This is a genomic window from Microcoleus sp. FACHB-1515, assembly GCF_014696105.1.
GTDB lineage: Bacteria > Cyanobacteriota > Cyanobacteriia > Elainellales > Elainellaceae > JAAUTJ01.
The window spans coordinates 109,503-121,341 of record NZ_JACJPO010000036.1; the positions used below are offsets into that span (position 1 = coordinate 109,503).

At 52.4% G+C, this 11,839-nt stretch carries 14 protein-coding genes and 1 pseudogene; 7 read left to right on the forward strand and 8 right to left on the reverse strand.

The features are described 5' to 3' along the window. Positions 1–8 precede the first annotated feature (8 nt). The gene (locus H6F67_RS12130; RefSeq protein WP_190766698.1) at positions 9–878 is read right to left on the reverse strand and encodes an ABC transporter permease; all 870 of its coding nucleotides are present in this window, start codon (positions 876–878) and stop codon (positions 9–11) included. Positions 879–937: 59 nt separating this feature from the next. On the opposite strand from H6F67_RS12130, the gene H6F67_RS12135 reads away from it, so the two are divergent. Continuing rightward, positions 938–1,264 (forward strand): hypothetical protein, encoded by a 327-nt coding sequence (locus tag H6F67_RS12135; protein ID WP_190766700.1) that lies wholly within the window; start codon positions 938–940, stop codon positions 1,262–1,264. On the opposite strand, the gene H6F67_RS12140 is transcribed toward H6F67_RS12135, so the two are convergent. Genes H6F67_RS12140 through crtO form a run of 4 tightly spaced genes read right to left on the reverse strand, consistent with a single transcriptional unit; the run spans position 1,261 to position 5,979 of the window. Continuing rightward, positions 1,261–2,094 carry a radical SAM protein gene (locus tag H6F67_RS12140; RefSeq protein ID WP_190766701.1) on the reverse strand — a complete coding sequence of 278 codons (834 nt, stop codon included), beginning with the start codon at positions 2,092–2,094 and terminating at the stop codon, positions 1,261–1,263. The genes H6F67_RS12135 and H6F67_RS12140 overlap by 4 nt on opposite strands. A gap of 11 nt (positions 2,095–2,105) precedes the next feature. Then, positions 2,106–3,143 (reverse strand): aminoglycoside phosphotransferase family protein, encoded by a 1,038-nt coding sequence (locus tag H6F67_RS12145; protein ID WP_190766702.1) that lies wholly within the window; start codon positions 3,141–3,143, stop codon positions 2,106–2,108. Then, complete coding sequence (locus tag H6F67_RS12150) at positions 3,140–4,264, reverse strand: saccharopine dehydrogenase family protein (protein ID WP_190766703.1); 1,125 nt, start codon at positions 4,262–4,264, stop codon at positions 3,140–3,142. The genes H6F67_RS12145 and H6F67_RS12150 overlap by 4 nt, the downstream gene beginning before the upstream one ends. Next, a complete protein-coding gene (gene crtO, locus H6F67_RS12155) occupies positions 4,261–5,979 on the reverse strand; it encodes a beta-carotene ketolase CrtO (protein WP_190766704.1) in 1,719 nt (572 codons plus the stop codon). The genes H6F67_RS12150 and crtO overlap by 4 nt, the downstream gene beginning before the upstream one ends. Positions 5,980–6,157: 178 nt before the next feature. On the opposite strand from crtO, the gene H6F67_RS12160 reads away from it, so the two are divergent. Both H6F67_RS12160 and H6F67_RS12165 read left to right on the forward strand, forming a co-directional pair. After that, positions 6,158–6,934, forward strand: coding sequence for a PPC domain-containing protein (locus H6F67_RS12160; RefSeq protein WP_190766705.1), 777 nt, complete (start codon positions 6,158–6,160; stop codon positions 6,932–6,934). A 147-nt stretch (positions 6,935–7,081) separates the two neighbouring features. Beyond that, entirely contained in the window at positions 7,082–7,345 is a 264-nt protein-coding gene (locus H6F67_RS12165; protein ID WP_190766706.1) for a hypothetical protein, read from the forward strand. Position 7,346: 1 nt separating this feature from the next. Here the strand turns inward: H6F67_RS12165 and H6F67_RS12170 are convergent, their stop codons facing one another. After that, positions 7,347–7,934, reverse strand: coding sequence for an RNA 2'-phosphotransferase (locus tag H6F67_RS12170; RefSeq protein WP_190766707.1), 588 nt, complete (start codon positions 7,932–7,934; stop codon positions 7,347–7,349). A gap of 52 nt (positions 7,935–7,986) precedes the next feature. On the opposite strand from H6F67_RS12170, the gene H6F67_RS12175 reads away from it, so the two are divergent. The 4 genes from H6F67_RS12175 (at position 7,987) to H6F67_RS12190 (ending at position 10,038) form a co-directional block, all read left to right on the forward strand. Continuing rightward, positions 7,987–8,487: a pentapeptide repeat-containing protein gene (locus tag H6F67_RS12175; RefSeq protein ID WP_190766709.1), complete on the forward strand. Its 501-nt coding sequence runs from the start codon at positions 7,987–7,989 to the stop codon at positions 8,485–8,487. Between the two features lie 64 nt (positions 8,488–8,551). Continuing rightward, positions 8,552–8,851 carry an Asp-tRNA(Asn)/Glu-tRNA(Gln) amidotransferase subunit GatC gene (gene gatC / locus H6F67_RS12180; RefSeq protein ID WP_190766711.1) on the forward strand — a complete coding sequence of 100 codons (300 nt, stop codon included), beginning with the start codon at positions 8,552–8,554 and terminating at the stop codon, positions 8,849–8,851. A gap of 206 nt (positions 8,852–9,057) precedes the next feature. Further along, entirely contained in the window at positions 9,058–9,384 is a 327-nt protein-coding gene (locus H6F67_RS12185; RefSeq protein WP_190766713.1) for a DUF1830 domain-containing protein, read from the forward strand. Between the two features lie 180 nt (positions 9,385–9,564). Further along, on the forward strand, positions 9,565–10,038 hold the full coding sequence (locus tag H6F67_RS12190) for a DUF4079 domain-containing protein (RefSeq protein ID WP_190766715.1): 474 nt from the start codon (positions 9,565–9,567) through the stop codon (positions 10,036–10,038). An 11-nt stretch (positions 10,039–10,049) separates the two neighbouring features. Here the strand turns inward: H6F67_RS12190 and H6F67_RS12195 are convergent, their stop codons facing one another. Then, positions 10,050–11,453 (reverse strand): ATP-binding protein, encoded by a 1,404-nt coding sequence (locus tag H6F67_RS12195; RefSeq protein WP_313926816.1) that lies wholly within the window; start codon positions 11,451–11,453, stop codon positions 10,050–10,052. A 296-nt stretch (positions 11,454–11,749) separates the two neighbouring features. Beyond that, positions 11,750–11,839: pseudogene (locus tag H6F67_RS12200) on the reverse strand (IS1 family transposase); the annotation flags it as partial.

Consider the following 11,839-nt stretch of genomic DNA (forward strand, 5'->3'; position numbering starts at 1 on the left):
TGCGGAAATTAGGTGCGGGCAGATTGGCGGTTAAACCAGAGGTAGCAGGCAGCGATCGCCATCGACAGCAAAGATAAGACGAGACCGAGGGCGATCGCTTCGGTGCGCTGATTGAGATCGATGTCGGTAAAGGCACGGTAAACGAGGATGGGCAGCGATCGCGGATTGGGTGAACCGAGCAGAAACGGCACTTCAAACGAGCCGAAAATGAAGCCAAATACGATCAAGCTGGCCGAAACGATTCCCGGTTTCATCAAAGGCAGGATGACCTGCCAAAAGGTTTGCCAGCGATTTGCGCCCAAAACTCGCGCCTGAACATCGTAATCGCTGCCGATGCCGCGCAAAACTGCCAGCAAAATTAAAGTGATAAACGGAATTTCTTTCCACAGAAAATGCAGAATGACGCCGAATTGAGCCGAATCGTTTACCAATAAAGGAAAGTCTTGGTCAGAGCGGATGAGGCCGATCGCAAACAAAATCCGCGACAGCAAGCCCGAAGGCGACAGCAACAGCAGAATTCCCGCGACGCCCACCAGATGCGGAATCGGCAAGGTAATCTGACAGGCGAAACTCAGCCAGCGTCCGGTCGATCGCAGCAGCAACGCCAGCCCGATACTGCAAACTGTGGCGATCGTCGTCGAAGTTAGAGCGATGTAGAGGCTGAGGCCAAGTGAAGTGTAGAAGGCGCGATCGCTGAAGATATTTTGATAGGCCGCAAAGCTGAGCGAGGGCGATCCCACCAGGGAAAACAGCCCTAAACTTTGCAGCAGTGCCAAAATTAAGCCGCCGCCAAACAAGCCGACGACGATTGCGATGGTCGGAAACAGCAGTAAGTAGGCTTTCCAAGTGTCGTTTTGGAAGGCGATCGAGTGCTTCATTCTAGATATTTTGCGGCTTCATAAAGTCAACTTCTCAAATCAGTATGAGGCGAAATTAGATGGATAAGCGTTCATTTTATGCAGGCAAAACGGTAGTGAAAGTTGAATGGTGGCTTTCCAACTGTTCACCTTATCCTGACCTTTATTGGGCAAGACTGCGCGTGTTCTCGGACGGCAGTGCTGATGCAGCTTGGGCTGAATCGCAAGTTTATGGATTCGATCGCGAAGAATATGCTGGCTACTTCTTAAGTGAAGATGAATATATGCGGTTTGATTCAATGGATGAAGAAGATGAAGCAGACATTGGCGTAAAGAAATCCGAGATTTCTCCTCCCGCTTGGCAGAGCGATGAAAGTGCAGCGTTTGAATATTTGGGCACGTACTAGGGAAGCGGCAGTTCGGCAAGATGCTGGTTGCAGACCTGACAGGGCAAAATGCCACGTCGATCGGCTTCGGCTTCCACCACTTCAATTTGCCAGCGAACCAGCGCATCGTATTTTTGCAGAATTGTTTGTGGATCGCTGCCCAGCTTGCCGAGTTCAAAGTGCGGTGCGGCGATCTCAACAGCAAACGGACAGCCATGCACCCAGCCATCGCTGCGAACGACCGGATGACAGTGGGGACAGTGGCGATCGAAACTTTCTGCCGTCAAGCTGGGATCGGTCGCTTCCGGCGCACCGACATCGACAATTTCGGTATGGCCGGAAAAGATTCGTCCCGGTTCAAAGGCGAGGAGGATTTCCAGCGATCGCTTCGGGATCGGCGTCGCTCCGCGTCCGTGCAAAATTGAGTAGTTCAAGACCGCATCCATTTCGGGAACGGCAGTAAGAATCTGCGTGAGTTCGGTGGCGCGAATGCCGTTGGAGTAGATGCGGAAGGTGCCGGGGAAACCTTGCGATCGCAAATACTGCACCGCATTCAGGACATTTTCGGGATGCAGGGTCGGTTCGCCGCCATAAAATTTAATCTTTCCAGTCGGAGAAACGATCGACAGCGCCAAATCCAGCATTTCTTTACAATATGGGCGATGCCAGCCTTGCGGACTGCCGGACACGCAGCAAAAGGCGCAGGCGCGGTTGCACATCGAGCCGTCATAAAGATGCACCTGCGGCAGCAGTCCGTCGGGTGCGAAGCCGTGCCACTTGCCTTGAGAAAAGCGGGGCGGCAAAAATGGATAGGTTGCGTCGTTCCGCACCGGGGCTACATCAGTTCGCACAAGAATTTTCCTCACCAGATGTTTTCGTGTTTCATCCAGTCTAGAAATTCTGGATCGAGTTGTTGCGCCAATCCGCTGGTTTTTAGCACTTTGAGGAATTCGGGTTCCTGGTCATCCGCTGTGACTGGCTGAGCTTGAGCAAGCTGAACAAGATAGGCGGCTGTCCAGGTAATCGAGTGGAAAACGACGATCGATCGCATCCCCCGAAACAACCTTTCAAACTCAATCAGCCCAATTCGCCGCTCCGCGCAATATTCTACCAACACGCCATTTTCTTCCTCGCGACTCAGCAGCCTGCCGCGCAATCGTCCCGTTGTAATTGGTGAAAGAAAATGCGCGAGATCGGCGGCAGGCGTGGTGACGCGACACCAATCCCAATCCATGATTCGCGCTTCTTCTGCCTGAATGCGCCAGTTGCTCCAAGTGCCGTCACCGTGAATCAAGCGCATCTGGTCAAACTCGATCGATCTGGCGCGAATGCGATCGAGTGCGGCATCAAAAGCGGCGATCGTCACCGAGTTGGCGTCTGACCAGTGGCGATAGCGATCCACCCAAACCTGCGCTTCCTTGAGATATTGCGTCATTGGGTCGGGGACGCGAGGCACGATCGCGGGTGGTTCTTCGGTCTGATTGTGAAGGCGGGCATACAGGCGGGCAGCGGCTTTGAGATGGGCGGAGCGATAGTCCAGTGGGTCGCCATCCAGATAGCCGATCGCCAGCAAAGGATAGCCCATGCCGCTGTGCAAATCGATCCAGGCTAAATCTGCCGTGACGTTTTGCCCGCTCAAGAATTGCAGAACAGCGGCTTCACACTCCACCTGCGGCTTCACACTCGATCGATTTGCAGCGCACAAAGCGATGCGGAGGACGCGATCGACCTGTCCCGGTACGCTCAATTGATACGCCGCATTCACCGCGCCTCTTGCCAGAAATCGCACTTCAAAATCCGACTCGATTCCCAAAGTTCGAGCCGCTTCCGCATTTTCCAGCAGGTAGGTTCGCACCTGATCGTCGGTGGGCAGATCGATCGGATATTGGGGTTCACTCATCGATCGAAAATTTGCTGATCGATCGCAATTCCGCGACTGTCCAACGTTTGCAAAAACTGCTCGGTCGAAAGCGCCTGCTCAACCGGGTAAACTCCGGGTTTTTGCAGTTCTCCAGCCAGCAATAGCTCCGCGATGCTTCCGGTTCCCGCTCCGGCTGAAACCGCTGTGTTGTTGTGAACCAGGGTGGAAACGATTTTACGGGACTGGTTGTCTTTTTGGCCTGTGACCTGCGATCGAATGCCGACGCCGATGCCGCTGAAGCGATCGGTCACTCCGGTCATCCGAAAGCTGACGTTCGCCAGAAATTCCGTGCCGATCGGACTTTTGATCCAGGATTTCGGAAAGATGTGGGCAGCGATCCAGGTGAGATGGTTGTAAAAATCCGGGACAGAGCCGAACTTGGTGACAACGGATTGTGTTTGATAGGTGTCGGCCAAGGTGAGCGTTTCGGGCATCTCGAACCAGTAGACGTGAACCTGACCGTAGGGGGCGGGCAGTTCGATCGATTCGCGATCGCTGTACGGCTTGACGGCTTGCCACTGACCGTTGAGCCACGCTTTGAACGGCGCAATCAGGCCGAGGAACGTGGTTCGCATCACGGTTAATCCGGCTCCGCCCGACCCGCTGACGACATAGCTGAGGTGAATTTCGTCCACGCTGTCCAGCAGTTCCACATCGCGACGCACCATGCTGTTTGAGATGCCGGGGAAGATGCCGGAGTTGACGATCGCCGTGATCCCCGCTGCTTTTGCCGCCTCGGATCGATCGAGCATTCGGCACGTGAAGGCTACGCTGTCGCTGACATCCAGATAGTTGATGCCCTGCTCGATGCATAGATCGAGGACGCTGGTATCGCGATGGTGAAAGGGGCCAGCGCAGTGAATCACCAAGTTGGGGCTGACAGTGGTGGAGTCGGCAGCGTAGGCGCGGATGGTCGATCGCACTGCTTCTCGATCGGACAGGTCAAGCTGCTGATACTGAACGGTTTCAGGCAAACCTGCTTTTGCCGCCTCGCTTTTTCCCGTAATCGTGATTTGTGCCTGCGTGTGAGCCAGCAAGTCGCGCATCACGCTGCTGCCGATGCGTCCGCGTCCGCCTAAGATCAAAACACGATTGGTCATGAGTGCGATCGATCCTTTGATGAAGCCCCAAATACCGATCTTGCCAAATCTTTGACGGATTGACCCGCTTTGGCGATCGTGCGGTTAAGGGGTTGATGGGCACTGAGGAAGACACGAGCGCAGTTGCGTCCCGGCATTCCGGAAATTGAGCCGCCCGGATGCGTTCCGGCTCCGGTCAGGTAAAGATTTTCGATCGGCGTTTTGTAGTTCGCCAGTTCTGGCAGAGGCCGGAAAAACACCATCTGATCGAGCGTCATATCGATGTGATAGTAATTGCCGTTGTAGGCTCCCAGCCGTTCACCCAGTTCTGCCGGACTTTCGACGCCGCGAGCGATCGTTGCAGATTTCACATTCGGCGCATATTCGGCAATTTTGTCGATGACGCGATCGGCCACTTGATTTTTCAGTTCGTCCGTCCATCCAGTTCCGTTCAGTCCGGTTCCTTCCCGTCCGCGAATGTTGTACGGCGCAAAAAACTCGATCCAAGCGGTGTGGCAGCCGGGGGGAGCCATTGAGGGATCGCGCATCGTCGGCACAACCAGATACATCGACGGGTCATCATCAGGAATTTCCCCGATCGCAGGTTTGTGATGCGCCTGTTCGACCTGATGCACTGAATCGGCAATTAAAACTGACCCAATTAAATACTCGTCGCGATGCTCGTGATTGACAAACTTCAGCGGTTCACTTAACGCCAAATCGATTTTGAGAATCGTTTCATTGTTGTTGACAATGCGGCGATCGAGTCGTTCACGCAAATCCGCATCCACAGCAGCAATTTCATCCGCCTCCAGCATTTGCAGAAATAAACGACGCGCATCGATGTTAGAAATTACGCCTTCAGTCGCTCGATATTCTGTGCCGCCGCGCACTCGAACGCCAACTGCTTTTCCGTCATCAACCAAAATTTTCTCGACCGATTGATCGGTGAGAATCACGCCGCCGAGCGATCGCACCAACTTCACCAGAGCATCCACCAAAGCGCCCGTGCCGCCTTTCGGTCTTGCCATGCCCGGATCGTGCCGCATTGCCATCATGATCGCGCCGATACCAAGCTGCTTTTGCGAAGGCGGCGCACCGAGTTCCGAGGCGAGGCGAGCGAGTGGCGCTTTGAGAAATTCTTCATCAAACCACTCGTTCATAATATCTTCCGCACTGGTCAACATGTTGCGGACAAAATCGAGCGTTTTCGACGGTGAACCAATGACGGAAAATAAATCTTTAATCTTGGCAATATCGTAGTTTCCGGCAATATCAATAATCGATTTTGGCGGCGCATTAAACATCGGAATCATCGCGCCGATCGCTCGTTGCCAATATTCGGTAAACTCGCGATATTTCTGAGCATCGCGTGGACTGAATCGCTCAATTTCCGCAACGGTTTTGTCGAGCGATCGATGTCCATAAAAATACTTACCGTCCGGATGCGGACAGAAAACCACCTGATCGCAAAACAAATATTCCAGCCCGTATTTTTCCAATTCAAGCTCTTGCACAACCGGACCAAGATGAATAAATTCGTGATCGATCGCGCAGCGGTTGAACTTGAATCCCGGAGCTTCCTGCGGCATTGTTTCCTCGGTTGTCGCGGCTCCACCGGGAATTTCTCGCTTTTCCAGCAGCAGCACCCGGTAGCCTGCTTTCAGCAAATAAGCCGCACAAACCAAGCCGTTATGACCCGCACCAATGATCACTACATCGTATGCTTCTGACATCACAAGAGCTTCCCTGCAAAAGGCTGTAAAGAAAATAACATTTCGCGCGATCGATTCCATCTTACGGAGCGGCAAAACGCTGAAGGATCTATCGAATGTCGGAGATCGTCCGTTGGAGTTGCGATCGAATTCGCCGCATTTTTGGGAAAACTATAATTCACCCCTATTTTTACTGCATATGCGTTCTGCCAAGCTCCACCTGTGGTTTGCCTTGTTTGCCTACGGTTTTGCGCTGCCCGCTTTGGCTCAAACTCCTGCGATCGACACGCTCCAAACTCAGCTACAAGCGGCCATTTGCCTGAACGATTGGCCGCAGGCGATCGACCTGACCAATCAGCTCATTGGTTCAGACGATCTATCGCCCGAAGACCGCGAAAGCCTTGTGAACTATCGATCGCAACTGCAAAATTGGCGAGCCACCGGAGCGAGATTTGCCAACTTGCCCAACTGCAATGCGGCCAATCCTGCCGTCGCGATTGCGCCTCAATCTACAACGACAATCGAGAATTCCGTTGCGATCGCGCCTCAACCGCTCTCGCTGGTTGCGCTCTCGCCTGCTGTCAACTTAGATTTCGTCACCGGAGCGGCGACGCACTCCGGCGCAGTCAGCAGCGGCCAGCAGGTTTACAGTTTCACGGCTAGCGCAGGCGATCGCCTCAGCATCGATGTCAACGTGACGCGCATCATGCCCGGAACGCCGTTTATGGACGATGATTCACAGCTTTTTTTATTTGATGCAGCCGGACGATTAATTGCTCAAAATGACGATCAGGAGCGATCGTTTCAATCGCGCCTTGCCAATTTTACGATTCCCGCAGACGGTACTTATTTTGTGGTGGTGACGACTTTCAACAACGATCCCATTCTCAATGCCAACGGCATCATTCTTCGCTGGGAAGGTGACGGAGGCAGCAACATTGAATACCTGCTTACTATCAGTAAACAGGCGAATTAATTTAGATCGAATTCAGCATAAACAAAGTTGGCAGCGGTGATCAGCGACGATCGCGTATTGAGCAGAACAACGATTTGATCTTGACGATCGCCCTGCTTCAACAAATCGAAAAATCTAAAATAGAAGAGTAGCTTTTGTGGCGATCGAATGTCTGAACAGTTCCCCGTTGCCGATCAGCTAATGGCCGATTTGCGACGAGAAAGCCAACTGATGAAGTTAATCACTCGTGGCTGTATTGAATTGCGGTGGGCAGTTTCCGCAGACGAACAAGACATGGCGAGAGCGATCGTTTACAACGCTTTTGAAACTTATGCGATCGAGCGCGGCATGTCGCTTCCGCAGGCCGAACAGTTTTGCGAACAACATTTAGAAGCGCTGATTCGCTCGGTTTGGGATGCAATCGATCGTTAGATCAGCGGTAGTTGCCGATCTCAATTCTTTTTAGATAGTTTGGCGGCACTCGATCGACCAGCCAAACATGATTTTCAGAGCAGTAAAATTCATATCCTTTAGTGTGCATTGCGGCAGCATCGATCGCCAGCACAGCCGGACGCCCATGCCTGCGCCCCACTCGAATCGCCATTTGAATATCCTGCGACAAATGGACGTGATGCCGCCGCATTTTGTGCAGGCCGGACTGAAGGATAGAGTCGATCGACTGTTCGCCCGTTCCGTGATACAGCAGATCCGGCGGCACTTGTGGCTCAAGCTGCAAATCCACTTCGACGCTATGGCCTTGATTGGCGCGAATGCGCGTTCCGGTGGAATCGATCGCAAAGCGCTGTTTGTCATTTTCCGCAACGACAGTTTCCAGTTCGGCACGAGAAATCGGAAAGTTGTCAGCGGCACAGGCGGCCAGCAGCGTCTCGATTTCAACCCAGCCGCCAGGCGCAAGCGTCAAGCCTAAGCGATCGGGCTGATGGCGCAGATGCTTACTGAGATATTTGCTGATTTTGACGATGCGAAATTGTTCTGGAAGCGCTGGGCGATCGGGCTGCATTTGGATGATTAAAAAATGTTAAGTTGATTGAGTCGATCGAATTTAATCGAATATGGGTCGCTTATTTGCTTTGCTGCTGGCTTTTTGCCTGCTGTTGCCTGTTGGTCTGTTGCTGCCGCTGCCTGCGTGGGCTGCGAGTTCGGCGGCAATCCGCGCCTATGACGATGCCGACGCTGCTACCAAAGATTTTGCTGGACAAGATTTGGTTCGTGCCGAGTTTAGCAACGCCAAGCTGGAGAACGCCAACTTCAGTGAGGCCGATTTGCGCGGAGCCGTCTTCAACGGTTCGATTCTAACCGGAGCGAATTTCAGCGGCGCAGACTTCAGCGACGGCATCGGCTACATTACGGACTTCGCCAATGTTGACTTCACCAACGCCGTGCTCACTTCCGCAATGCTGCTGAAGTCGAATTTTGCAGGCGCGATCGTGACAGGAGCCGATTTCACCGATGCGGTGCTCGATCGCGACCAAGCCCTTGCCCTTTGTAAAACCGCCAGCGGCAGCAATCCCACGACGGGCGAAGACACGCGGGAATCGCTCGGCTGTCCCTAATGGAAGTTGTCCGTAGCGGAAGCTGTCTGTGGCGTAAGATGCAGATGGAATGGAGGAAAATTTGATGAGCAAAATCGATCGCGACCAAGTCCACAAAGTTGCCCATCTCGCTCGGCTTGACTTGACGCCAGACGAAGAAGCGCAATTTACGACGCAGCTTAGCGACATTCTTGAATATTTTGAGCAGCTCAGCGAACTCGATACGAGCGATGTAGAGCCGACGACGCGGGCGATCGATGTGAGCAACGTGACGCGCCCCGACCAGCATCAGCCCTATGGAGATCGCGAGCAGATTCTCGACAGTGCGCCCGATCGCGAAGGTGAATTCTTTAAAGTGCCGAAAATTATGGGCGGCGGTGAGTGATCCCAGCGGTTGCCAGTCTTAATAATTCTTTCCAAATTGCGCTAAATCACGATGTAGACGGCGATCGCTCGCAATTAGTCAGCCAGCGCGATCGCCGCAGCAGACTGGGCAAAAAAGCTTGGTAGTCGTGTTTACAGCAAGCAGGGATCAGGCAGTGTTACGGTTTGGTCATTACCCTAGGTTCGGTGCAAAGCGCCTCATTCGCTATGGCTCAGATTTTTGATCCCCTTCCTTCTGATTCGTCCGATCGCATTTTGTGCTGCTATGTCAACGCCACCAGCAAAATTCAAATTGCTCGCATTACCAACATTGCAAACTGGTATTTTGAGCGTGTCGTGTTTCCGGGTCAGCGCTTGATCTTTGAAGCGGTTCCCGAAGCTCAGCTTGAGATTCACAGCGGCATGATGGCAAGCGCGATCTTGTCTGATCGAATTCCGTGCGATCGCCTGTGCGTCGAGGAAAATGATTCCGAGCCGGAAGTGGTTGAACCTGTGGAAACTACAAGAGCCGTACAAGATTCATTGCCCGTTTAGCGAATCTGTCTAGCATTAGACAAGCTAACCAAGGTTGCTGTCAATGCCTCGGTCAAAGTTTATTGATACCGCTCTGTCAAACGGCAGGGCGATCGAAGTATTTTTCCTGGGCGCTTTGGTCGTCACGACCCAATTGTGCGGACGGCATAATGTAAGGAAGTGACGTGATCGTGGGGTGACGTGGATCTTCCTTCTTTTATCTGGCTGTGGCGAATCGCGGCGTGGGCGATGGGCTTGGCAATTTTAGCTTATTTGCTGCTGGCCGTGAGCGGCGTTTGGCTCTCTGTCAGTCGTCTGCAATGGCCGTCTGGTGCGAATCGGCTGTCTCAGGCAAACTGGGTCGTGCGTCCAAGCTGGCTGCGCTGGACGCACATCGGCTTGGGCAGCAGCTTAGTCGTGCTCGTGCTGCTGCTGCTGGCGATCGGCATTGTCGGGACGATCGGGCACTACGGCAGCTTAGGCCATTCGCCGCACCTTGCCGCTGGCATTGACGCCACGCTGTTAACCGCTGCTTCAGCTTGGAGCGCTTTCTGCATCAGTCCGCTGCGACCTTGGGCGCGACCGCTGCACTGGCTAACCGGATTGCTGCTGCTGGTTGGCTTTGTGCGCGTTTCGCTGACGGGCTGGGACGTGGTGCAGAAGTATTTGCCTTGAGGTGAACACATTCAGGCTTCTTGAGGAATCGATTGGCTCACCAAGCTCAAAATTGCCTTTGCCAGCGCTCCGGGATCGACAGGTTTGGCGAGATGAGTTTGAAAGCCAGCTTGAAGCGCTTGCCGCTGGTTGTATTCGCCAACATAGGCCGTTAGTGCGATCGCCGGAATTATCTTTTTGTGCGGTTCCTGCATCGATCGAAATTGACTGATGAAGCTGTAGCCATCAACATCTGGCATTCCAATATCACTGACCAAAATATCAGGCGATCGCTGCACAAATGTGTTCAATGCTTCTTTTGCAGAAGCAACTGCCGTAACCGTTGCGCCATATTGTTCCAGAATAATTTTGATCAATTCTCGCGTATCTGCTTCATCTTCCACCACCAAAACATGCACGCTGCTCAAATCTGAGTGGCCGCAAGCAGGTGGATCGATCGCATTTCTAACAGACACAATTTTGGGCAGCGGCAATCGCACAGTAAAGGTTGCGCCTTGTCCTTCACCTGCACTTTCGGCTGCAACAGTGCCGCCGTGCAGTTCGACGATTTGCCGGACGATCGCTAAGCCCAATCCTAGCCCGCCAAATCGACGAGTAATTGAGCTATCGGCCTGCCGAAAATATTCAAAAACATAGGGTAAAAAGTCTGAGCTAATGCCCTTGCCGCTATCTTTAACCATGATTTGAGCGGTTGTTTCATCGTACTGCAACTTAACGTGAACCTGTCCTTCTCTTGGCGTAAATTTCACGGCATTGGAAAGTAAATTCCAGACGACTTGCTGCAAGCGATTGGGATCACCAAGGACAAGTTTGCTGGATGGCTCTAGCTCAGTTTGAATTTGAATTGATTTTGCTTCTGCGGCCAACAGCATCGTTTCTTCTGCGGCAGAAATGACGGTTGCTAAGTCAACAGGCTTGACGTTCAACGTTAATTTGCCTTGCAAAACTCGTGAAATATCAAGCAAATCTTCAATTAATTGCGTTTGCAGTTTGGCATTGCGCTCGATCGTTTCAAGTCCGATCGCTTGCTTTTGAGCATCTAAAGTTCCGCTTCGCAGCAGCCGCACCCAGCCGAGGATCGGACTAAGCGGCGTTCTGAGTTCATGTGAAAGAACGGCTAAAAATTCGTCTTTAATTCGATTCGCGGCTTCGGCTTCGGCACGAGCGGTTTGCTCTCGTTTAAGCAGTTGTTCGCGTTCTGCTTCGGCACGATTGCGTTCTGCTTCGGCTCGCTGCCGCTCATCAATTTCTTGTTGAAGCTGTTGATTGAGTTGAACTAGCTCAGCCGTGCGAGTTTGAACGCGATGTTCCAATTCGTCTTGAAGCTGTCTGAGTTCTATTTCAATTCGCAACCGTTCGTCAATTTCACTTTGAAGTGCGGCGTTTGCTTCTTGAAGCTGCGTTGGACTGGGCAAGGCCAGCGCTTGAGGAACCAGGGGAATTAGCTCGATCGCAGTAAAGATCGAAATAATTGCAGTTCCCGCTTTGAGCAGGCCGGAGAGCCAGTAGGTCGGATGTCAAAGTGTCCAAATCGCAACAATGTGAGTCGTTCCACAGAAAATAATAAACGCTGCAAATAATAGAAATATGCCGTAAAAAGGCAGATCTTTCCGCTTACGAACAAAATAAAATAAGGTGAGTGGAATTGAATAATATGCCAAGGAAATGATGGCGTCAGAAATGAGATGGGTAGAGATGTAGAAGTAATGATTCAGGGTTGTAAACTCGCATTGTAGTGGTGGATGAAGTACCAAATTGCTCCAATATGGTTAGCAAGCTTCTTTGAGAACGAGAGTGTCTT

Excerpts from the sequence above, each read along its gene's own strand:
- H6F67_RS12175 (WP_190766709.1), top strand. The coding sequence starts at position 7,987 with ATGGGTCGCTTATTTGCTTTGCTGCTGGCTTTTTGCCTGCTGTTGCCT.
- H6F67_RS12160 (WP_190766705.1), top strand. The coding sequence starts at position 6,158 with ATGCGTTCTGCCAAGCTCCACCTGTGGTTTGCCTTGTTTGCCTACGGT.
- H6F67_RS12145 (WP_190766702.1), bottom strand. The coding sequence starts at position 3,143 with ATGAGTGAACCCCAATATCCGATCGATCTGCCCACCGACGATCAGGTG.
- H6F67_RS12150 (WP_190766703.1), bottom strand. The coding sequence starts at position 4,264 with ATGACCAATCGTGTTTTGATCTTAGGCGGACGCGGACGCATCGGCAGC.
- gatC (WP_190766711.1), top strand. The coding sequence starts at position 8,552 with ATGAGCAAAATCGATCGCGACCAAGTCCACAAAGTTGCCCATCTCGCT.
- H6F67_RS12130 (WP_190766698.1), bottom strand. The coding sequence starts at position 878 with ATGAAGCACTCGATCGCCTTCCAAAACGACACTTGGAAAGCCTACTTA.
- H6F67_RS12185 (WP_190766713.1), top strand. The coding sequence starts at position 9,058 with ATGGCTCAGATTTTTGATCCCCTTCCTTCTGATTCGTCCGATCGCATT.
- crtO (WP_190766704.1), bottom strand. The coding sequence starts at position 5,979 with ATGTCAGAAGCATACGATGTAGTGATCATTGGTGCGGGTCATAACGGC.
- H6F67_RS12170 (WP_190766707.1), bottom strand. The coding sequence starts at position 7,934 with ATGCAGCCCGATCGCCCAGCGCTTCCAGAACAATTTCGCATCGTCAAA.
- H6F67_RS12135 (WP_190766700.1), top strand. The coding sequence starts at position 938 with ATGGATAAGCGTTCATTTTATGCAGGCAAAACGGTAGTGAAAGTTGAA.
- H6F67_RS12165 (WP_190766706.1), top strand. The coding sequence starts at position 7,082 with ATGTCTGAACAGTTCCCCGTTGCCGATCAGCTAATGGCCGATTTGCGA.